The sequence below is a fragment of the Cellulosimicrobium sp. BMG9.22 genome (assembly GCF_059159975.1).
Map to the genome: position 1 here is coordinate 116,762 of NZ_JBZGBY010000002.1, position 22,269 is coordinate 139,030.

The 22,269-nt window shown below is 73.3% G+C and carries 16 protein-coding genes and 1 pseudogene; all 17 read right to left on the minus strand.

The window, feature by feature from the left end:
• Positions 1-80: 80 nt before the first annotated feature.
• Positions 81-1,547 carry a glutamate synthase subunit beta gene (locus tag AC4H2H_RS02390; RefSeq protein WP_494369216.1) on the minus strand — a complete coding sequence of 489 codons (1,467 nt, stop codon included), beginning with the start codon at positions 1,545-1,547 and terminating at the stop codon, positions 81-83.
• On the minus strand, positions 1,540-6,123 hold the full coding sequence (gltB, locus tag AC4H2H_RS02395; protein ID WP_494369217.1) for a glutamate synthase large subunit: 4,584 nt from the start codon (positions 6,121-6,123) through the stop codon (positions 1,540-1,542). The genes AC4H2H_RS02390 and gltB overlap by 8 nt, the downstream gene beginning before the upstream one ends.
• A gap of 137 nt (positions 6,124-6,260) precedes the next feature.
• The gene (gene lgt, locus AC4H2H_RS02400; protein ID WP_494369218.1) at positions 6,261-7,274 is read right to left on the minus strand and encodes a prolipoprotein diacylglyceryl transferase; all 1,014 of its coding nucleotides are present in this window, start codon (positions 7,272-7,274) and stop codon (positions 6,261-6,263) included.
• Positions 7,271-8,191: a tryptophan synthase subunit alpha gene (trpA, locus tag AC4H2H_RS02405; protein ID WP_494369219.1), complete on the minus strand. Its 921-nt coding sequence runs from the start codon at positions 8,189-8,191 to the stop codon at positions 7,271-7,273. The genes lgt and trpA overlap by 4 nt, the downstream gene beginning before the upstream one ends.
• Entirely contained in the window at positions 8,188-9,456 is a 1,269-nt protein-coding gene (gene trpB, locus AC4H2H_RS02410) for a tryptophan synthase subunit beta (protein ID WP_494369346.1), read from the minus strand. Before trpB ends, trpA begins: the two co-directional genes overlap by 4 nt.
• 127 nt (positions 9,457-9,583) lie before the next feature.
• Positions 9,584-10,396 (minus strand): indole-3-glycerol phosphate synthase TrpC, encoded by an 813-nt coding sequence (gene trpC, locus AC4H2H_RS02415; RefSeq protein WP_494369220.1) that lies wholly within the window; start codon positions 10,394-10,396, stop codon positions 9,584-9,586.
• A 175-nt stretch (positions 10,397-10,571) separates the two neighbouring features.
• Complete coding sequence (locus AC4H2H_RS02420; RefSeq protein WP_494369221.1) at positions 10,572-11,003, minus strand: DUF2752 domain-containing protein; 432 nt, start codon at positions 11,001-11,003, stop codon at positions 10,572-10,574.
• A 13-nt stretch (positions 11,004-11,016) separates the two neighbouring features.
• Entirely contained in the window at positions 11,017-11,460 is a 444-nt protein-coding gene (locus AC4H2H_RS02425) for a DUF4190 domain-containing protein (RefSeq protein ID WP_494369347.1), read from the minus strand.
• Between the two features lie 2 nt (positions 11,461-11,462).
• Positions 11,463-11,735, minus strand: a complete 273-nt coding sequence (locus AC4H2H_RS02430; RefSeq protein ID WP_494369222.1) for an HGxxPAAW family protein — start codon at positions 11,733-11,735, stop codon at positions 11,463-11,465.
• Between the two features lie 61 nt (positions 11,736-11,796).
• A complete protein-coding gene (locus AC4H2H_RS02435) occupies positions 11,797-12,435 on the minus strand; it encodes a Trp biosynthesis-associated membrane protein (protein ID WP_494369223.1) in 639 nt (212 codons plus the stop codon).
• Entirely contained in the window at positions 12,432-14,006 is a 1,575-nt protein-coding gene (locus AC4H2H_RS02440) for an anthranilate synthase component I (RefSeq protein WP_494369224.1), read from the minus strand. Before AC4H2H_RS02440 ends, AC4H2H_RS02435 begins: the two co-directional genes overlap by 4 nt.
• A gap of 92 nt (positions 14,007-14,098) precedes the next feature.
• Positions 14,099-14,488 (minus strand): annotated as a pseudogene (gene hisI / locus AC4H2H_RS02445) (phosphoribosyl-AMP cyclohydrolase); the annotation flags it as partial.
• Positions 14,489-15,078: 590 nt separating this feature from the next.
• Positions 15,079-16,962 carry an ABC transporter ATP-binding protein gene (locus tag AC4H2H_RS02450; protein ID WP_494369225.1) on the minus strand — a complete coding sequence of 628 codons (1,884 nt, stop codon included), beginning with the start codon at positions 16,960-16,962 and terminating at the stop codon, positions 15,079-15,081.
• Positions 16,959-18,809 carry an ABC transporter ATP-binding protein gene (locus AC4H2H_RS02455; protein ID WP_494369348.1) on the minus strand — a complete coding sequence of 617 codons (1,851 nt, stop codon included), beginning with the start codon at positions 18,807-18,809 and terminating at the stop codon, positions 16,959-16,961. The genes AC4H2H_RS02450 and AC4H2H_RS02455 overlap by 4 nt, the downstream gene beginning before the upstream one ends.
• A gap of 295 nt (positions 18,810-19,104) precedes the next feature.
• Positions 19,105-19,875, minus strand: coding sequence for an imidazole glycerol phosphate synthase subunit HisF (gene hisF, locus AC4H2H_RS02460; protein ID WP_494369226.1), 771 nt, complete (start codon positions 19,873-19,875; stop codon positions 19,105-19,107).
• A complete protein-coding gene (locus tag AC4H2H_RS02465) occupies positions 19,872-20,888 on the minus strand; it encodes an FKBP-type peptidyl-prolyl cis-trans isomerase (protein ID WP_494369227.1) in 1,017 nt (338 codons plus the stop codon). The genes hisF and AC4H2H_RS02465 overlap by 4 nt, the downstream gene beginning before the upstream one ends.
• A 16-nt stretch (positions 20,889-20,904) precedes the next feature.
• Positions 20,905-22,266 (minus strand): Pup--protein ligase, encoded by a 1,362-nt coding sequence (gene pafA / locus AC4H2H_RS02470; protein ID WP_494369228.1) that lies wholly within the window; start codon positions 22,264-22,266, stop codon positions 20,905-20,907.
• Between the last annotated feature and the right edge of the window lie 3 nt (positions 22,267-22,269).

Genomic DNA, 22,269 nt, shown 5'->3' on the forward strand with positions numbered 1-22,269 from the left:
AGCCGGACGTCGCGGGGTGCCCCTCCCAAGGATGCCCCGCTCATCGTCCCGGCGCCGGACATCCGACGTCGGGGTGCACGTCAAGCGCGCAGTGACACGGTGCTCGCGCGCACGGGCGCGGGCAGCTCGGTCCCTCCCTGAAGGTAGGCGTCGACGGAAGCCGCCGCAGCCCGTCCCTCGGCGATCGCCCACACGATCAGCGACTGCCCGCGGCCGGCGTCGCCGGCCACGAACACGCCCGGCAGCGACGTCGCGAAGTCGTCGCCGCGCCCGACCAGGCCGCGGGACGTGAGGTCCACGGCCGCCTGGGCCGTGAGGGTCTCGGTCTCCGGGCCGGTGAAGCCCATGGCCACGAGCACGAGGTCCGCAGGGATCTCGCGCTCCGTGCCGGCCTTCGGGACACGGCGGCCGTCGGGCAGGTACTCGGTCTCGGCCACGCGCAGCGCGCGGACCGTGCCGTTCTCGTCCCCGACGAACTCGACGGTCGACGCGAGGTACTCGCGCTCGCCGCCCTCCTCGTGGGACGAGGACACCTCGAAGAGGATCGGGTCGGTCGGCCAGGGCTGGCCCGCCGCACGCTCGAGCGGCGGCTGCTTGCCGATGGCCAGCGTCGTCACGCTCGTCGCACCCTGGCGCAGCGAGGTGCCGAGGCAGTCCGAGCCCGTGTCGCCGCCGCCGATGACGATGACGTGCTTGCCCTCGGCCGTGATCTGGTCGGGCACGACGCGCCCGGCCACCACGGCGTTGGCCTGGTGCAGGAACTCCATCGCGTAGTGGATCCCGCCGAGCTCACGCCCCGGGATCGACAGGTCCCGGGGGACGGTCGCGCCCGTGGCGACCACGACGGCGTCGTACCGCGCGCGGAGGTCGTCCCACGTGATGTCGACGCCGATCTCGACGCCGGGGCGGAAGCGCGTGCCCTCGGCCTCCATCTGCGCGATGCGGCGGTCGATGTGGAGCTTCTCGAGCTTGAAGTCCGGGATGCCGTAGCGCAGGAGCCCACCGATCGCGTCGTCCCGCTCGTAGACGGCGACGGTGTGGCCGGCGCGCGTGAGCTGCTGGGCCGCGGCGAGACCGGCGGGACCGGAACCCACGACGGCGACCGTCGCGCCCGTGAGCCGCTGCGGCACCCGAGGCGTGACGTAGCCCCGCGCGAACGCCTCGTCGATGATCGAGACCTCGACGTTCTTGATCGTCACCGCGGGCTGGTTGATGCCGAGCACGCAGCTCGACTCGCACGGCGCCGGGCACACCCGGCCGGTGAACTCGGGGAAGTTGTTCGTCTCGTGGAGGCGGTCGATCGCGTCGGCCCACTGGTCGCGGTAGACGAGGTCGTTCCACTCGGGGATGAGGTTCCCGAGCGGGCAGCCCTGGTGGCAGAACGGGATGCCGCAGTCCATGCAGCGGCCCGCCTGCTCCTTGAGGAAGACCTGGCCCTCCTCGAGGTGCGCGTGCACGTCCTTCCAGTCCCGCAGGCGGACGTCGACCGGGCGGTTCGGTGGGAGCTCGCGCTCCCGCACCTTCAGGAATCCGCGGGGGTCAGCCACGGGCCACCTCCAAGATCTGGTCCCACACGCCCGGCGCGGCCGGGTCGAGCCCCGCCGACTCGGCCTTGTCGAGCGCGGAGCGCATGCGCGCGAAGTCGGTCGGCAGCACGCGCGTGAAGCGCTGCGCGGCCGCGGGGAAGTCGGCGAGCAGCTCGGCCGCGAGCAGCGAGCCGGTCTCGTCGTGGTGGCGGCGCACGAGCGCCTCCACGAGCGTCACCTCGGCGTCCTCGAGCGGGCTCAGGCCCAGCTCGCCGGTCGCGAGGGCGCTCGTGTTGACGGCGCTCTCGCGCAGGTCGAGCACGTACGCCGTGCCGCCGGACATGCCGGCGCCGAAGTTGCGGCCGGTGGGGCCGAGGACCAGGACGGTCCCGCCCGTCATGTACTCGCAGCCGTGGTCGCCCACGCCCTCGACGACGAGCGTCGCGCCCGAGTTGCGCACGCCGAACCGCTCGCCCACGCGCCCGCGCAGGAAGATCTCGCCGGACGTCGCGCCGTAGCCGATGACGTTGCCCGCGACGACGTTGCTCGATCCGGTGAGGACCGCGTTGCGGTCGGGGCGCACGACGATCCGCCCGCCCGACAGGCCCTTGCCCACGTAGTCGTTGGCGTCGCCGAACAGGCGCAGCGTCACCCCGCGGGGCAGGAACGCGCCGAGCGACTGGCCGGCGGACCCCGTGAGGGTCACGTCGATCGTGTCGTCGGGCAGGCCCTCGCCGCGGTACCGCTTGGTGACCTCGTGACCGAGCATGGTCCCGACGGTCCGGTTGACGTTGCGCACGGACAGCGAGATCCGCACCGGCTCCCGACGCTCGAGCGCGTCCGCCGCGAGGGCGACGAGCTGGTTGTCGAGCGCCTTGTCCAGTCCGTGGTCCTGGGTCGTGGTGTTGCGCAGCGACGCCCCCTCGACGGGCACGGGCCTCTCGAGCACCGGGCCGAGGTCGAGACCCTGAGCCTTCCAGTGGTCGACGGCCTTGCGCGTGTCGAGGTACTCGACGTGGCCGATGGCCTCCTCGACCGTGCGGAAGCCCAGGCGTGCGAGGTACTCGCGCACCTCCTCCGCGATGAACTCGAAGAAGTTCACGACGAACTCGGGCTTGCCCGTGAAGCGCGAGCGCAGCTCGGGGTTCTGGGTGGCCACACCGACGGGACACGTGTCCAGGTGGCACACGCGCATCATGATGCAGCCCGAGACGACCATCGGGGCGGTCGCGAAGCCGAACTCCTCGGCACCGAGCAGCGCTGCCACGACGACGTCCCGCCCGGTCTTCATCTGCCCGTCGACCTGGACGACGATGCGGTCGCGCAGGTTGTTGAGCACGAGCGTCTGCTGGGTCTCGGCCAGGCCGATCTCCCACGGCGTCCCCGCGTGCTTGAGCGACGTCAGCGGGCTCGCGCCCGTGCCGCCGTCGTGACCCGAGATGAGGACGACGTCGGCGTGCGCCTTGGACACGCCGGTCGCGACCGTGCCCACACCGAACTCGGAGACGAGCTTGACGTGGATCCGCGCGGCCGGGTTCGCGTTCTTGGCGTCGTGGATGAGCTGCGCGAGGTCCTCGATCGAGTAGATGTCGTGGTGCGGCGGCGGCGAGATGAGGCCGACGCCCGGCGTCGAGTGCCTGGTCTTCGCGACCCACGGGTACACCTTGTGACCGGGGAGCTGACCGCCCTCGCCGGGCTTGGCGCCCTGGGCGAGCTTGATCTGGATGTCGTCGGCGTTCGTCAGGTACTCGCTCGTCACGCCGAACCGGCCGGACGCGATCTGCTTGACCCTCGAGCGCCGCTCCGGGTCGTACAGGCGCTCCGGGTCCTCGCCGCCCTCGCCCGTGTTCGAGCGACCCCCGAGGCGGTTCATCGCGATCGCGAGCGTCTCGTGGGCCTCGGCCGAGATGGAGCCGTACGACATCGCGCCGGTGTTGAACCGCTTGACGATCTCGCTCACCGGCTCGACCTCGTCGAGCGGGACGGCGGGACGCTCGCCCTCGCGGAGCTCCAGCAGGCCGCGCAACGTCATGAGCCGCGAGGACTGCTCGTCGACGCGGTGCGTGTACTGGCGGAAGATGTCGAACCGGCGCTCTCGCGTCGAGTGCTGCAGGCGGAACACCGTCTCCGGGTCGAAGAGGTGCTCCTCGCCGTCCCGACGCCACTGGTACTCGCCGCCCGTGGTGAGGCGCACGTGCGCCTGGTGGTTGCCCGACGCCGGGTAGGCCTCGGCGTGGCGCGCCGCGACCTCGGCCGCGATGACGTCGAGGCCGATGCCGCCGAGGCGTGACGTCGTGCCGGCGAAGTAGTCGCGCACGAGGTCGTGCGAGAGCCCCACGGCCTCGAAGACCTGGGCGCCCCGGTAGGAGGAGATCGTCGAGATGCCCATCTTGCTCATGACCTTGAGCACGCCCTTGCCGAGCGCCTTGATGAGGTTCGCGACCGCCTTGTCGGGGTCCACGCCGAGATAGCCGCGCAGAGCGAGGTCCTCGACGGTCTCCATGGCGAGGTACGGGTTGACCGCGGCGGCGCCGTAGCCGATGAGCAGCGCGACGTGGTGCACCTCGCGCACGTCGCCCGCCTCGACGACGAGCGACACCTGCGTGCGCGTGTGCCGACGTAGCAGGTGGTGGTGCACGGCGCTCGACAGCAGGAGCGAGGGGATCGGCGCGAGGTCGGAGTCGGAGTCGCGGTCGGACAGCACGATGAAGCTCGCGCCCGCCGCCACGTGCTCGTCCACCTCGGCGAAGATCTCCTCGAGGCGCTCGAGCAGGGCCTCTCCCCCGCCGGCGACCCGGTACAGGCCCCTGATCGTCACCGCGCGGAAGATGCCCTCGAGGCTCGGGTCCTTGTCGACGCGGATGATCTTGGCGAGCTGGTCGTTGTCGAGCACCGGGAACGGAAGCACGAGCTTGCGTGCGTGCTCGGGCGTGTCGACGAGCAGGTTCGGCTCGGGGCCGATCGCCCCGCCGATCGAGGTGACGAGCTCCTCGCGGATCGCGTCGAGCGGCGGGTTCGTCACCTGGGCGAACATCTGCGTGAAGTAGTCGAACAGCAGGCGCGGGCGCTGTGAGAGCACCGCGATCGGCGTATCCGTGCCCATGGCGCCGAGCGGCTCGGCGCCCGCGTTCGCCATGGGGGTCAGGAGGATCTTGAGCTCCTCCTCGGTGTAGCCGAACGCACGCTGGCGGCGCTGCACCGAGGCCGGGCTGTGCGCCACGTGCTCGCGCTCGGGGAGCTGGTCGAGGTAGACGGAGTTCTCCTCCACCCACCGCGCGTAGGGACGCTGCGCCGCGAGCTGGGACTTGATCTCCTCGTCCTCGATGATCCGGCCCTGGCCGGTGTCCACGAGGAACATGCGCCCGGGCTCGAGACGGCCCTTGCGCACGATGGTCGCCGGGTCGAGGTCGAGCACGCCGGCCTCGCTGGCGAGCACGACGAGACCGTCCTCGGTGACCCAGTAGCGACCCGGGCGCAGACCGTTGCGGTCGAGCACGGCGCCGATGAGCGTCCCGTCGGTGAAGTTCAGGCACGCGGGGCCGTCCCACGGCTCCATGAGCGTCGAGTGGTACTCGTAGAACGCGCGCAGGTCGGGGTCCATCTCGGCGTGGTTCTCCCACGCCTCCGGGATCATCATGAGGACCGCGTGCGGCAGCGGGCGCCCGGCGAGGTGCAGGAGCTCGAGCACCTCGTCGAAGCTCGCCGAGTCGCTCGAGCCCTCCGAGCACACCGGCAGGAGCGGCGCGAGGTCGCCGACGGCGTCGCTCGCGAGGGTGCCCTCGCGCGCGGCCATCCAGTTGCGGTTGCCGCGCACCGTGTTGATCTCGCCGTTGTGCGCGATCATGCGGAACGGCTGTGCGAGCGGCCACGACGGGAACGTGTTCGTCGAGAACCGTGAGTGCACGAGCGCGATCTCGCTCGCGTAGCGGGGGTCGGACAGGTCCGGGAAGAACGGCTCGAGCTGCGCCGTCGTGAGCATGCCCTTGTACGTGAGGGTGCGCGCCGAGAGCGAGGCGAAGAACAGGCCGAGCTCGTTCTCCGCGCGCTTGCGCAGGCGGTACGTGCGGCGGTCCAGCTCGACGCCCGAGAGCTCGCGCGCCGGGTCGGCGACGACGACCTGACGGAACACCGGCATCGAGGCACGCGCGCTCGGGCCGACGAGGTCGGCCGTCACGGGCACGTCGCGCCAGGCGAGGACGTCGAGCTTCTCCTCCGCCGCGATGGCCTCGACGGCGCGCACGGCGGTGGCCGCCGCGTCGGCGTCCTGCGGGAGGAACGCCATGCCGATCGCGTAGTGGCCGGCGGGCGGGAGCTCGGCGTCGACGACGTCGCGCACGAACGCGTCCGGGATCTGCGTGAGGATCCCGGCGCCGTCGCCGCTGTTCTCCTCGGCGCCGACGGCGCCGCGGTGGTCGAGGTTGAGCAGGGCCGTCAGGCCCGCGTCAACGATGTCGCGTCCGGGCGTGCCACGGAGCGTCGCCACGAAGGCGACGCCGCACGCGTCGTGCTCGGCGGCGGGGTCGTACAGACCGTGAGCCGTGGGAGGGGCGGACAGGGCGGGTGCCCGGTGCGCGTCCCGATACTGCGGCGTGGTCATCAACACCGTCCTCACAGGCGCCCGACCATGACGGCCGGGCTGGTTCCAGCTGGGGGTTCGGGACGTCGTCGGCCCTTCGGACATGACAGAACCCACCGGGCGGTCGCCCGGCGGATTCGCCGATGAATGACGGACGCTCAACGACCGGGGTCTGGTCGCGCGGCATCTGCCGGTTCGGACTCCTCCGATTCGTCGGAGTCCTTGGTCTGCTCGGTGTCCTCGTCGTCGGTCGACTGCTCGACCGGCTCCTCGGACTCCGTGGCGGGCGCGTCGTCCGGAGCGTCGAGGAACACCGTCTCCTCACGCCCGGGATGCCGGCGCCCGATCACGACAAACGCTATCAACGCACCGACGCCGACCAGGATCGAGGTCCAGACGTTCAGCCTCAGGCCGAGGACGAGCTCGGCCTCGTCGATGCGCAGCATCTCGATCCACACCCGACCCAGCGTGTAGACGAAGACGTAGAGCCAGAATACCCGACCGTGACCGAGCCGGAACCGGCGGTCCAGATAGATCAGGAGCAGGGCAGCACCGATGTTCCAGACCATCTCGTACAGGAACGTCGGATGGAAGAGCGTGCCCGGTGGGTACCCGGCTGCCGCGGCCACCGAGTCGTCGACGCGCAGACCCCACGGGAGCGTGGTGGGCGACCCGAAGAGCTCCTGGTTGAACCAGTTGCCGAGCCGCCCGACGGCCTGGGCGAGCAGCAGCCCGGGAGCCAGCGCGTCGGCGAACGCCGCGAACCGCACGCGCTGGCGACGGCACCCGATGTAGGCACCGACCGCGCCGAGCGCGACGGCGCCCCAGATGCCCAGGCCGCCCTCCCACACGTAGAGCGCGCGCACCGGGTCGCCGTCGGGGCCCCAGTACGGGTCCGGCGTCGAGAAGACGTGGTAGATGCGCCCGCCGACGATGCCGAACGGCACCGCCCAGAAGGCGATCTCCAGGACGTCGTCGGCCTCTCCCCCGCGCTCGACCCAGCGTCGTCGCGTGAGCCACAGCGCGACGCCGATGCCGGCGAGGATCGCGAGCGCGTACGCCCGGATCGGGAACGGGCCGAGGTACCACGTGTGCTGGGGCGGGCTCGGGATGGCGGCGGGCAGGACGCCCGCGGCCTCCACGAGCTGTCCGACGGCGAGCGCGGCGCTCATGCGACCACCTCGCCGGACGTCGTCGCACCGGTCGGAGCGGGACCGTCGTCGGCCGCGTGCCTCCCGGACCGGACGCCCGCGGCGATCGACCCGGCGACGGACCGCAGGGCCGCGAGCCGCTCGTCCCACGGCGCGTCGCCGAGCAGCGGGCGGACGAACGCGGAGCCGACGATGACGCCGTCGGCGTAGCGCCCGATCTGCGCACCCTGGTCGCCCGTGGAGACGCCCAGGCCGACGCAGACCAGGTCTGCACCCGCTGCGCGGGTGTCCGCGACCAGCCGCTCCGCCTGCGGTCCGACCTCCGAGCGCACGCCCGTGACGCCCATCGTCGAGGCGGCGTAGACGAATCCGCGCGAGGCGCGGGCCGTGAGCTGCAGCCGCTCGGGTGTCGAGCTCGGCGCGACGAGGAACACGCGGTCGAGCCCGTGGGCGTCCGCGGCCTCGATCCAGGCGCGCCCCTCGTCCGGGATCAGGTCGGGCGTGATGAGCCCCGCTCCCCCGGCGGCGGCGAGGTCACGCGCGAACGCGTCCACGCCGTAGCGCAGGACCGGGTTCCAGTACGTCATGACGAGGACGGGCACGCGCCCGCCCGTGCGCTCCGTGAGCGCGGCGACGACGCGGAACACGTCCGCGACCCGCGCCCCGCCGTCGAGCGCGGCCTGCGCGGCCGCCTGGACGACCGGGCCGTCCATCACCGGGTCGGTGTACGGGATGCCGAGCTCGAGCACGTCCACGCCGGACTCGACGAGCGCGAGGGCCGCCTCGATCGAGCGGTCGACGCTCGGGAACCCGACCGGCAGGTACCCGACGAGCGCGGCGCGTCCCTCCGCCCGGAGCTCGAGCAGGCGGCGCGCGGTGACCGACGACGTCGCGGCGGTCGGCGCCGCGAGAGCGTCCTTGGTCTGGGCCGCGCTCACAGCTGTCCCTCCGTGCCCGTCGCCGTCTCGGCGATCGCGTCGTCGTCCACGAGGTCGAACCACCGGGCGGCGGTCGCGACGTCCTTGTCCCCGCGCCCGGAGAGGTTGACCAGGATGACGTGGTCGGTCCGGCCTGCCGCGGCCGCCTCACGCCCTACGCGCAGCGCACCCGCGAGCGCGTGCGCCGACTCGATGGCCGGGATGATGCCCTCGGTGCGGCACAGCAGCCGGAACGCGTCCATCGCCTCCGAGTCCGTCACCGGCTGGTAGGTGGCGCGTCCCAGGTCGTGGAGCCACGAGTGCGCGGGGCCTACGCTCGGGTAGTCCAGCCCGGCCGAGACCGAGTGGCTGGGGAGCGTCTGGCCGTCCTCGTCCTGGAGCAGGTACGAGCGCGCGCCGTGCAGGACGCCCGGGGCGCCGCCGCTGAACCGCGCCGCGTGCCGCCCGCTCTCGATCCCCTCGCCGCCCGCCTCGAACCCGTAGAGCTCGACGCCCTCGTCGTCGAGGAACGCGTTGAAGAGACCGAGCGCGTTGGACCCGCCGCCGACGCACGCCGCGAGCGCGTCCGGCAGCCGCCCGATGCGGTCGAGGATCTGCGTGCGCGCCTCCTCGCCGATGATGCGGTGGAACTCGCGCACCATCTCGGGGAACGGGTGCGGGCCCGTCACGGTGCCCAGCAGGTAGTGCGTGGTGTCGACGTTGGCGACCCAGTCGCGCAGCGCCTCGTTGATCGCGTCCTTGAGCGTGCGCTGCCCGATCGTCACGGGGACGACCTCGGCGCCCAGCAGGCGCATGCGCGCGACGTTGAGCGCCTGGCGCTTCGTGTCCTCCTCGCCCATGTACACGACGCAGTCGAGGTCGAGGAGCGCTGCGGCCGTCGCCGTCGCGACACCGTGCTGCCCGGCGCCGGTCTCGGCGATCACGCGCGTCTTGCCCATGCGCTTGACGAGCAGCGCCTGGCCGAGCACGTTGTTGATCTTGTGCGAGCCGGTGTGGTTGAGGTCCTCGCGCTTGAGGAACACGCGCGAGCCGCCGGCGTGCTGGGCGAACCGCGGGACCTCGGTGAGCGGGCTCGGACGGCCCGTGTACTCGCGGTGCAGCCGCGCGAGCTCGCCCACGAAGGCCGGGTCGTCGAGCGCCTTGCGGTAGTCGGTCTCGAGCTCGTCGAGCGCGGCGATCAGTGCCTCGGGGACGAAGCGGCCGCCGAACTCGCCGAAGTAGGGGCCCTCCTGGGTCGCGAGGGAGCGCGTCAGGTCGGCGCGCACGGAGTGCTCGCCGCTCCGGTGGGTGGTCGATGGTGTCGAGTCGGGCACGGGGCCGGTCCTCCTGCGTGGTGGGGTCTGCTGGGCCGGGGCGCGGCGCCTGCGGCGTGACGGACGGTGCCGTCGTGCCTCAGGGCCGCACGGACCACAGCGACGGGTGCGCCCCGGCGGCGACGAGGTCCGCGACGGACGACCGCGGGGCGTCGTCCGTCACGAGCGCCTCGCCGACGAGCACCGCGTGCGCGCCCGAGCGGGCGTAGTCCATGACGTCGTGCGGGCCGCGCACGCCGGACTCGGCGACGCGGACGACCTCGTCCGGGATGGCGGGGGCGAGGCGCGCGAAGGTGGTCCGGTCCACGTCGAGCGTCTTGAGGTCGCGCGAGTTCACGCCGATGACGCGCGCACCGGCGTCGAGCGCGCGCGAGACCTCGTCGACCGTGTGCACCTCGACGAGCGCGGTCATACCGAGCGAGTGCACGCGCTCGACCAGCGACGTGAGCACCGTCTGCTCGAGCGCCGCGACGATGAGGAGCACGATGTCGGCGCCGTGCGCCCGCGCCTCCCACACCTGGTACGGCGTCACGACGAAGTCCTTGCGCAGCACGGGGACGTCGACCTTCGCGCGGACCGCGTCGAGGTCGGCGAGGCTGCCGTTGAACCGTCGCTGCTCGGTGAGCACGGAGATCGCGGACGCGCCGCCCTTCTCGTACTCGCCCGCGAGCTCGGCAGGGTCGGAGATCGTCGCGAGAGCGCCCTTGCTGGGGCTCGACCGCTTGACCTCCGCGATGATCGCGACGGCGTCGTCGGCCTTGAGCCGGCTCACGCACTCGAGCGCCCCGGGTACACGGTGGGCGCGTTCCTTCAGCTCGTCCAGCGAGGTCGACGCCTGGCGCACCGCGAGATCCTCGCGCACACCGGCGACGATGTCGTCCAGAACAGTCATCGTCCCACCACTCCCCGTGCTCGTCCTCGTCCCCGCCGGGCCGGTCGGCCGCCGTGCACCCACAGGTTCAGGCCGACCCATTGACAGGGAGATACCAGCCATCGTAGGGCCGACCTCGCGTGACGATGACCACGGTTCAGCCCACGAGACGAGGACCCCGGCGGGTCTGCTCTGGTCAGGCGCCCGCCGGGCCGAGCCACGGGACGAGCGCGGGGACGTTGCGCAGCACGCCGAAGGCGACGAGAACCGCGAGGAAGACCCATGCCGCGACCGCCGGGACTCGCGGCGCCGCTCGGCGCCGCAACGCGCGCACGAGCCACACCGCCCAGAGCACGACGAGCACGGGCGCCGCGACCACCCAGAGCGGGTTCATGGCCCAGGCTGCCGCGAGGTCGAGGTGGACGAGGTCGTGCGTGGCCCGGAGCCCGCCGCATCCGGGGCACGCCAGGCCCGTGAGCGCGAGCAGCGGGCAGGTGACGTAGTGGCCGGGCCGGTTCGGGTCGACGAGCCCGACGTACGCCGTCGCGAGCGCGACGACGGCCCCCGCCGCGAGCGGTGCGAACGCACCTCGCGGCAGTCCCCGGTGGCGGACGGACTCGGACGCCATGCCGCGCCGCCCGTCAGTAGGCGGTCTGGTCGGGGATCGTCTCGACCCAGGCGAGGAACGCCGGGAAGAAGGCGAGAAGCAGGACGAGACTCAGGACCGACAGACCGATCGCGACCCAGCCCAGGATGATGCCCGCCGTCGCCATGCCGTCGTTGTTCGCCTGACCCTCCGCCACGGCGCGCTTGGCAATGTTGCCCACGATGACCGCGGGGATGCCCGTGAACAGCCCACAGCTCAGGATGAAAGCCGCGATGCCGAGCACCAGCGACCACACGGCGAGGTTGTTCTTCGGGTAGTACGCCGGGGCACCGTAGGCCGCGCCCGGGTAGGGCTGGCCGGTCGGGTAGGGCTGTGCGCCCGGGAACGGCGGAGGGCCGCCGGGTGCCGGTGAGCCGTACGGTGCCTGCGACCCCTCCTGGGGGGTCGAGGGGTCGTGCGGCCCGGGGCCCGGCGGCACAGTCAACGCGAGACCTGCTTCTGGCCGTAGCCCATGTTGCGGAGCACGAGCCCGCCGACGAGGCTCGCCAGGACGACACCCATGCCGACCCAGAACAGCCACACGGCCGGGATCACGACGCCGACGGCGGCCACCAGGGTGCCGACGATGATGCCGATCATCGTGAACCAGGCCGCGACGGTGTGGCCGTGGTTCGTGGGGGGCGCCGCGGGCGGCAGGTAGGCGATCTCGGTGGTCTGCTGGTTCTCGGCCATGAGGGTCGTGCCTTTCGTCATGATGTGTTCAGAGCCTATCGGACCGCTCGGGAGGTCGTCCCCTCGGCCGCCCGGTGGAGGTTCAGCGATCGGTGGGGTCCTCGCCGCGGGACAGCGCGTCCCAGGCGTCGTGGTCGGTGAGGTCGTCCCCGGACGCGGCGCCCTCGGGTCCCGTCGTCGGGCGCGGCTCGACGACGTCCCCGCCGCCGTCGGTGCCCGGCGCGCCCGGCGCGGCGGCCCGCTCGTGCCGTGTGCCGGCACGCGACCACGACCCCGAGCCGACGACGACCCACACGACGGCGAGGACGGTGAGCACCCCGAGCACGGCCGCGACCCACGGCGCCGCCGTCAGCTCGACGGGTGCGGTGAGCTCGGTGACACCTGTCGCGTCCGCGACGGCCGAGCGCGCGCTCGGCTCCGGGTCGAGCGCGACGCCGAGCGCCGCGACCGTCGTCACGACGCCGCTGGCCGCCGCCACCGTGAGCACGACCCAGCGCCCCACGCGCCCCACGAGGCCGAGCGCGAGCGCGGCCGCGACGAGGACGAGCGCCGCGGCACTCACCCCTGGGGCCGCGTCGGTGCCGGAGACCACGACCTCGACCTGGGGGTCGAGCGCCGTCGCTCCCGTCGTGCGCGACCACGTCGGGGCGGCCGCCGCGAGGGTGCCCGCGCCCAGGAGCAGCAGGAGCCAGATCGACGTCCGGCGGGTCGGGGCACTCACGCGAGCCCCCGCAGCCGCGACGCGACCTGGACCGCGCGCACGGCGGCCGCGGCCTTGTTGCGCGACTCGGCGTACTCGAGCGCGGGGACCGAGTCGGCGACGATCCCGCCTCCCGCCTGGACGCTCGCACGGCCGTCCCGCAGGAGCGCCGTGCGGATCGCGATGGCCATGTCCATGTTGCCGTCGAAGTCGAAGTACCCCGCGGTGCCTCCGTAGATGCCTCGCGACGCCGGCTCGAGCTCGTCGATGAGGGCGATGGCGCGCGGCTTCGGCGCGCCCGAGAGCGTGCCGGCCGGGAAGGTCGCCCGGAAGGCGTCGAGCGCGGTCGCGCCCTCGCGCAGCGTCCCGACGACGGTCGAGCACAGGTGCATGATGTGGCTGAAGCGCTTGGTCGCCATGAACTCGACGACCTCGACCGACGTCGGCTCGCACACCTTGACGAGGTCGTTGCGCGAGAGGTCGACGAGCATGATGTGCTCGGCGAGCTCCTTGGGGTCCTGGAGCAGCTCCTCGCCGAGCGCCACGTCCTCCTCCGGCGTCGCGCCGCGGGGGCGCGAGCCGGCGATCGGGAAGGTCGTCACGTGCCCGTCCTCGACCTTGACGAGCGTCTCCGGGCTCGACCCGACGACCGCGAAGTCGCGCCCGTCCGCGTCGGTCAGCTGGAAGTAGTACATGTACGGGCTCGGGTTGATCGTGCGCAGCGCCCGGTAGACGTCGAGCGGCTCGGCCGGGCAGTCGAGGTCGAGGCGCTGGGACAGCACGATCTGGAACACCTCGCCCTCACGGATCGCGTCCTTGCCCGCGACGACCGAGGCCTCGAACTCCTCGCGCGTCGAGCGGAACTCCAGCTGCGGCTCCGCCCCGTCGACGACGACCGACGCGACGTGCGCACCACCCGCGACGAGCCGCTCCTGCATGGCGTCCAGCCGCGCGACCGCGTCCGCGTAGGCCTCGTCGACGCGTTCGTCCGTGTCGTCGAAGTTGATCGCGTTCGCCACGAGCCACACGCTGCCCTCGGCGTGGTCCACCACGGCGAGGTCCGTCGCGAGGCACAGCGTGAGCTCGGGGACGCCGAGCTCGTCCGGCGCGTCGGAAGGGAGCGTCGGCTCCCAGTGCCGGATGACGTCCCAGCCGATCGCCCCGGCGAGCCCGCCGGTGAGCGGCGGCAGGCCGCGGACCGCGGGCGTGCGCAGCGCCTCGAGCGTCGCCTCCAGCACGTCCACGACGTCACCCTGCGTCGGTACGCCCGCGGGCACGTCGCCCGACCAGACCGCCTGCCCGCCGCGCGCCGTGAGCGTCGCGCGCGACGCGACCCCGACGAACGAGTACCGCGCCCACCGCCCGTCCGACTCCGCCGACTCGAGCACGAACGTGCCCGGGCGGCCCTGCGCGAGCGTGCGGTACAGACCGACGGGCGTGACGTCGTCGGCGAGGAGCCGGCGCACGACCGGGACGACCCGACGCGACGTCGCGAGCGCCCGGAACCCGTCGGCGGCCGGCCACGTCGCGCCCCACGCGGGCCCGCCCGGCGGGACGGTGGTGGGCTCGGCCTGGGCGGCAGTCGCTTTCACTGGTTCTCCTCCTCGGGATCGGTCTGCGCAGGGTCGTGCGTCGTGGGTGCCGGTGCCGCGGTGTCGGCGGGTGCGGCAGGCTCGCCGGGCAGGGCGCCGACGACCGCGCCGAGGTCTCCCCCGGCCTCGAAGCACGTGCGCGTCCCGGTGTGGCACGCGGCGCCGACCTGGTGCACCCGCACGAGCAGCGCGTCCCCGTCGCAGTCGAGCGCGACGGACCGCACGACCTGCACGTGCCCCGACGTGTCGCCCTTGCGCCAGTACTCCTGCCGCGACCGGCTCCAGAACGTCACGCGCCCGGTCGTCAGCGTGCGGTGCAGCGCCTCGTCGTCCATCCACCCGAGCATGAGCACCTGGCCCGTGTCGTGCTGCTGGACGATCGCCGCGACGAGCCCCGCGTCGTCGCGCTTGAGGCGCGCCGCGATCTCGGGCGCGAGCGCGGAGTCGGTCGTGGTCTGCGGGCCGGTCGTGAAGTCGGGCACCCAAGAATCCTGCCAGACGCCGGGCCTCGCCCGGACCCGCGTCTCGCCTGATCGGTGGTGCGGGGTGAGACGGTCACCTTCGCGGTGGGTCGGGGTGGTGGGGCCGGATCTACCATCCGGCCCTCGTGCGGCTGGCCGGGCGCTCGTGGTCGGGTACGCGGGCGGTGCGCCGTCGGTGCTCGGGCTAGCCGCGCCGTCGCCCTGGTCTTTCGGCTGTACGTTCACGAGCGCGGCTCTTACGCCCTTCGCATCCGACGCCGCACCACCCGCTCGCCCGTCGGCCCACCACGGCCCGTCCCCAAGCGGGCCGACGCCGCACCGCCCGCTCGTCCGTCGACCCGCCACGGACTTCCCCGAGCCCACGTCACCCTGCCACCCGCCGGACGTCGGGCCAGACGGGACGGCGCGGGCAAGTCGCCCGGGGCGACGTGCCTACGCGGCTGAGCCGGGGCGTGGGCGGAGGGGCGGCCGTGCCGGGTCGTGGCGGGTCTGGCGGGAGCGACGCGAGGAACGAGCGGCGCGGATGGTAGACCCGGCACGGCCGCCCCTCCGGCCACGACCCGGCGACCCACCAACGAACCGCACGCCGCTCAGCGGGTCTGCGAGACCCAGGCGTCGTGCATGTGCGCGTAGACGCCGTCGGCCGCAACCAGTTCGGCGTGGTGGCCGACCTCGACGACGTGGCCGGAGTCGACGACGACGACGAGGTCCGCGGCCTCGGCGGTCGAGAGGCGGTGCGCGATCGTCAGGGTCGAGCGGCCTGCGGTGAGCGACGCGAGGGCACGCGCGATGCGTACCTCGGTCGCCGGGTCGACGGCGGACGTCGCCTCGTCGAGGACGAGCAGGTCGGCCTCCGCGAGGTAGGCGCGCACGAGCGCGACGAGCTGCCGCTCGCCGGCGGACAGGGACTCGCCGCGCTGTCCGACCGACGTGTCGAGCCCGTCGGGGAGGTCGGCCACCCAGTCGGTCAGCCCGAGCCGGTCGACCGCTGCCTCGATCCGTGCGCGTCGCGCGTCCCCGGGCTCCTCCTCGGCCGCGCCCCGCAGGCCGTAGGCGACGTTGTCGGCGAGAGTGCCGTCGAACAGGAAGCCCTCCTGCGGGACGAGGACGACGCGCTCGCGCAGCGACTCGACGGCGAGGTCGCGCAGGTCGACGCCGTCGAGCAGGACGCGCCCCGCCGTCGGGTCCATGAGGCGCGTGACAAGCTTGGCGATCGTCGTCTTGCCCGAGCCGGTCGCGCCGACGACGGCGACGGAGGCGCGCGCGGGCAGGTCGAGGTCGACGCCGTGCAGCACCTCGGGACCGTCGGGGTACGCGAAGTGCACGCCCTCGAGGCGCACGTGCGCCGGCCCGCGCGGGCTGCGCACGCCGTCCTCGCCGGCGTCGACCACCTCGACGGGCGTCTCGAGCACCGCGAGGACTCGGCGCCAGCCCGCGACGGCGTTCTGCAGCTCGTTGAGGATCTCCGTCGCCATCTGGACCGGGCCGGTGAAGAGCTGGACGAGGAACAGGAACGCGAGGAGCTGGCCGACCGAGACCTCGCCCGCGACGCCGAGGAGCGACCCCACCACCACGACGACCGAGAGCACGAGGTTCGCCACGAGCACGCCGCTGGAGAACACGACCGCGACGAGCTTCTGCGCGCGGACCATCGCGCGGCGCGTCGCGTCGATCGCGACGTCGGTGCGGCGCGCGGTACGCGCTCCGACGCCGTAGGCGCGGATCGTCTCGGCGCCCACGACGGACTCCGAGATCGCGCCGAGCATCGCCCCGACACGGGCGCGGACCTGGGTGTACGCGTCGTTGACGCGCGCCTGCGCGGGCCGCAGCACGAGGAACAGCGGGACGAAGCACGCCCAGACGACGAGGGTGAGCTGCCAGGAGTAGACGGCCATGAGCACCGTCGCGACGCCGATCTGCAGCACCGACACGAGCAGCATGATGCCGCCCCACTGGACGAACAGGGAGATCGTGTCGACGTCGCTCGTGACGCGCGAGACGAGCGACCCGCGCCGCTCGGTGTTCTGGGTGAGGACCGACAGGTCGTGCACGTGCCGGAACGCGCGCACGCGCATGGTCGCCAGACCGGCCTCGGTCGATCGGAAGAGCCGCACGTTGACGAGCGCCGAGCACAGGCCCGCGAGGATCAGCACGCCGGCGGCCACGGAGGCGAGCAGCGCGACGCGACCGGTGTCCGGCCCGCCGCTCGCCATGAGCCCGGTGTCGACCGTCTGCTGCACGGTGACCGGGACGACGACGCGGCCCAGCGCGGCGGCGACCGCGAGGGTGAGCGTGATCCAGATGCCGTCGAGGATCTGCGGCGAGACCTGCACGCCCCGGCGCAGGGTCGCGAGCACGCCGAGCGAGCTCGCCGACGCGATGCGCTCCCCGGCGGCGCCGCGCTCGGCCGCGTCGGGCGCCGCGGAGGTCCGGGTCGCCTCGCCGTCGCGACGGTCTGTCGTGGTTCTCGTCATTCCTCCAGCGCCCCCTTCTCGGCGTTCCGCACGACGTCCGCCGTCTCCTCGTCCTCATGACGCACCAGGTCGTCGGCCGCGTCCTCGCGCTCGTGCTCGCGCCGCTCGGCCTCGCGCGCGTAGGCCGTCGCGAGGTCGCGATAGCCGTCGTCCCGCGCGAGCAGCTCGTCGTGCGTCCCGACGTCGACCACCCGCCCCGACTCGACGTGCACGACCACGTCCGCGAGCGCGACGCTCGACATGCGGTACGCGACCATGACGACGGTGGGCCGGTCGGCCCCGCCGCGCGCGAGGCCGGTGAGGATCTGCTGCTCGACGCGCGGGTCGACCGCGGACGTCGCGTCGTCGAGGACGAGCAGGCGCGGTCGGCGCACGAGGGCGCGCGCGATGGCGAGCCGCTGGCGCTGGCCGCCGGACAGGTTCGCCCCACGCTCGCCGAGCGGCGCGTCGAGGCCCTCGGGGAGGCGGGCGACGACGTCGTCCACGCGGGCGAGGCGCAGCGCCTCCCAGACCTGCTCGTCGTCGGGGCCGGCAGCGCCGGCGTCGGCCAGCGTGACGTTGGAGCGCACCGTGTCCTCGAAGACGAACGCCTGCTGGGCGACGAGCGCGACCTGACCGGTGAGGTCGGCCTCGCGCACGTCGCGCACGTCGACGCCGTCGAGCAGCACGTGGCCGCGGGACGGGTCGGAGAGTCGCGCGAGGAGCGAGACGAGGGTCGTCTTGCCCGCGCCGGTCGGGCCGACGACGGCGACCGTGGTCCCGGGCGCGACGTCGAGGTGCACGCCGTCGAGGAGCGTCGCGTCGCGACCGCCGGCGCGCACGTCCACGCCGACGTCCTCGAGCCGGACCCCGAGACCGGAGCCGGTGGACGGGAGCGACCTCGTGCCCGGGCGCAGGACGCCGCCGCTGTCGATGACGCGGCTGATGCGCTCGTAGCCGACGAGCGCGCGCGGGAGCTCGCCGAGGACCCAGCCGAAGGCGCGGACGGGCACGGCCATGACGGTGAGCAGGTACGCGGCGGTGACGATGTCCCCGGCGGCCACGTCGCCGTCGACCAGCCGCAGCGTCCCCACGCCGAGGACGAGGAGGGTGCCGAGAGACGGCAGGAGCTCGATGGCCGGGTCGAAGAAGGCGCGCACGACCCCGACCCGCACGTTCGCGGCCCGCAGTTCGTCGGTGCGCGCGGCGAACCGGCGCTCCTCGCGGTCGGCGGTCCCGAGCGAGGTGACGAGGAGCGCGGCCTCGAAGCTCTCGTGCGCGACGTCGGCCACCTCGGCGCGCAGCTGCTGCGCGCGCGTGATCGCGGGCGACATGTAGCGCTGGAAGACGACGTTGACGGCGACCGCGACGGGGATGACGACGAGCGCCGCGCACGCGAGCCACACGTCGACCCGGAACAGCATGACCGCGGCGACCCCGATCATGACGACGACGCCGAGCGCGAACGGCAGCGGGTTGAACACGCCCGTCGCGGCCTCGACGTCTGAGCTCGCGTTGGACAGGAGCTGACCCGCGGGGTGCGAGCGGTGCCAGGACATGGGCAGGCGCAGGTACTGGCGGGTCACCGCGGTGCGGTGCCGCGCCTGCAGGGCCGCGTACCCGTTGCCGGCGAAGACCCGGCGCGCGGCGACGCTCGCGGCGAGCGAGACCGCGATGCCCGCGAGGACGAGTCCGGCGATCCAGATGCGGCCGCGTGCCGCCTCGTCGCCCGCGATCGCCGGGACGACGACCTCGTCGGTCACGGTGCCGATCGCGCTGCTCACCGCGACGGTGAGCGCGCCGAAGAGCGCCGAGGACCCGATGGCGAGGACGTAGGTGCGCGGCTCGTCGCGCAGCCCGCGGCCCATGAGCGCGAGCGAGCGCCGCACGCGGGAACCGCTGAGCCCGTGCGGGCGTCGGACGCGCGGTTCGTCGGGAAGGCCGACGTCGGGTCGGGACGCGGCCGCCGTCGGGTGGGGGTCGGCCGGCGGGCCGGGGGTCGGGGCGGGCGGGGCGTCGGCGCCTGTCGGGCGCGTCCTGCTGCCGGGCACGGGACGGTCCTCGTCTTTCGTTCAGGGGGTTGCCCGATCTTCTCACGCGCCCCTGACATGCCCCGACGGAAATCTCCCTCCGGTCCTTCGGGCCGGAGGGCGACGTGGCAGCTCAGCGCACGTCGACGCCCGCCGCGCGCATCGCGTCCTTCACCTGACCGACCGTGAGGGCACCGAAGTGGAAGACGCTCGCCGCGAGCACCGCGTCGGCACCCGCACGCGCCGCCGCGACGAAGTGCTCGGGCGTCCCGGCGCCCCCGCTCGCGATGAGGGGTACCCGTACCTCGGACCGGACCGCCGCGAGCATCTCGAGGTCGAACCCCGCCGTCGTGCCGTCCGCGTCCATCGAGTTGAGCAGGATCTCGCCCGCCCCCAGGGTCGCGGCCCGCGCGGCCCACTCGACCGCGTCGAGGCCCGTGCCGCGACGGCCGCCGTGGGTCGTGACCTCGTAGCCGGACGCCGTGCTCACGTCCCCGATCGTCCGCCGTGCGTCGACGGACAGGACGAGCACCTGGCTGCCGAAGCGGTCCGCGATCTCGGCGATGAGCTGCGGGCGGGCGATGGCCGCCGTGTTGACCCCGACCTTGTCGGCGCCCGCGCGCAGGAGCCGGTCGACGTCGTCGGCCGACCGCACCCCGCCGCCGACCGTGAGCGGGACGAACACCTGCTCGGCCGTGCGCCGGACGACATCGTACGTCGTCCCGCGGTTGCCGGACGACGCCGACACGTCGAGGAAGGTGACCTCGTCGGCTCCCTCCCCGTCGTACCGGGACGCGAGCTCGACGGGGTCGCCCGCGTCGCGCAGGTTCTCGAAGTTCACGCCCTTCACGACGCGCCCGGCGTCGACGTCGAGGCACGGGATGACGCGGATCGCGACGGTCATGAGTCTCCTTGGTCTCCCGGCACCTCGCCGGTCGTGTCGGGTGCGGCACCGGTCTCGCCGCCGGTGGCGGCCTCCTCGGTGACCGGGAAGTGCGCGTCGAGGATGTCCACGACGTAGACGAGCGTCTCGCCCGCGAGCGGGTTGGCGGTCGCGCCGTAGGCGAGGTCGGGCGGGACGACGAGCAGGACCTGGCTGCCCACGGCCTGCTCGAGGAGTCCCTGCTCCCAGCCCTCGATGACCTCGCCGATCCCGATCATCACGGACAGCGGCGCCGTGCCGTCGGTCCACGTCGAGTCGAAGACCGCGCCGTCGGACCAGCGCACGCCGGTGTACCGGACGGTGACGACCTGGCCGAGCTCGACCTGCACCCCGTCCCCGCGGACGAGGGGCTGGACGACCAGGCCCCCGGGGGGCGCGGACTCGGACGGGACGCTCACGCTCGGTGCGCCGTCGCCGGCGAGGGTCACGGTGGGCAGGCCCTCCACGGGCGCGACCGGTTCCCCGGACGCGCGCGTCGGCAGGACGTCGGCGACGAGCGCGACGGGCACGCCGTCGTCCTCCTCCACCCGCAGGAGGCGCGCCCCCACGCGCTGCCCGCGCAGGAGGTCCCGCAGATCACGACCGACCGACTCGTCGCTGAGCGTGCTCCAGCGGGGGGCGTCCGTGTACGTGTTCTGCAGGACCGTGCCGTCGCGGACGTCCTGCGCGTACAGGTTGAGCAGCAGCGGACCGCCGTCGACGAGCTCGGCCTCGGCACCGGGCCACACGACCTCCGAGCGGGGCTCGGGCACGTCGAGCGGCGGGGTGTACTCGAGCGTCGGGGGTGCGCCGGAGGACCCGACCACGGTCAGCTCGGTGTTGAGCGGCGTCGGCGTCGCGTCCTCGGGCTCCTGGCACGCGCCCAGGACGAGCGCGCCGAGCAGCGCGATCGCGACGGCGGGGCCACGCGCACGACGACGGTCGGGCCGCGTGCCCGCGAGGGGCGGCACGGCCGCGAAGAGCGGAGTTCTCACATCACGTCCTGCAGGGTCACATCGACTCGATGAGTCGTTCCACGCGCTCGTCGACGCTGCGGAACGGGTCCTTGCACAGCACCGTGCGCTGCGCCTGGTCGTTGAGCTTGAGGTGCACCCAGTCCACGGTGTAGTCCCGACGCGCCTCCTGCGCGGCGCGCACGAAGTCGCCGCGGAGCTTCGCGCGCGTCGTCTGGGGCGGGACCGCGGTCGACTCGAACACCTCGAGGTCCGTCGTCACGCGCTCCACCATGCCGCGCGCGGCCAGCAGGTTGTACAGGCCCTCGGTGCGCGAGATGTCGTGGTAGGCGAGGTCGAGGCGCGCGATGCGCGGGTCGTCGAGCTCGAGACCGTGCTTCGCCTGGTAGCGCTGGATGAGGCGGTACTTGATGACCCAGTCAAGCTCGCGGTCGACGAGCGACAGGTCGCCCGACTCGAGCGCGCGCAGCCCGCGCTCCCAGAGGTCCAGGACCTGCTTGACGACCGGCGTCGGCGAGACGCCCGACTCGACGAACTCCTTGACGCGCTGCAGGTACTCGCCCTGCAGGTCGATGGCCGTCACCGTGCGCCCGCTCGCGAGCTGCACCGGATGCTTGCCCGTCATGTCGTGGCTGATCTCGCGGATCGAGCGGATCGGGTTCTCGAGCGCGAGGTCGCGCATCGGCAGGCCGGCCTCGATCATGCGCAGGATGAGGTCGGTCGTGCCGACCTTGAGCATCGTCGTCGTCTCCGCCATCGACGAGTCACCGACGATGACGTGCAGGCGCCGATAGCTCTCGGCGTCCGCGTGCGGCTCGTCGCGCGTGTTGATGATGGGCCGCGAGCGGGTCGTCGCGCTCGAGACAGCCTCCCAGATGTGGTCGGCACGCTGCGAGAGGCAGTACACCGCGCCACGAGGCGTGGACAGCACCTTGCCCGCGCCCGTGAGCACCTGCCGGGTGATGAGGAACGGCACGAGCACGTCCGACAGCCGCGAGAAGTCGCCCTGACGACGCACGAGGTAGTTCTCGTGGCACCCGTACGAGTTGCCCGCCGAGTCGGTGTTGTTCTTGAACAGGTGGATGCGCCCGGGCAGCCCCTCGTGCTCGAGGCGCTGCTGCGCGTCGGCCACGAGCCCTTCGAGGATCCGCTCTCCCCCGCGGTCGTACGCGACGAGCTGGCGCACGTCGTCGCACTCGGCGGTCGCGTACTCGGGGTGCGAGCCCACGTCGAGGTACAGGCGCGAGCCGTTGCGCAGGAACACGTTCGACGACCGGCCCCACGCGACGACCTTGCGGAACAGGTAGCGCGCGACCTCGTCCGCGGAGAGCCCGCGCCCGTCGTCGGACGCGCACGTGACGCCGTACTCGGTCTCCAGGCCGAAGATCCTGCGGTCCATGGC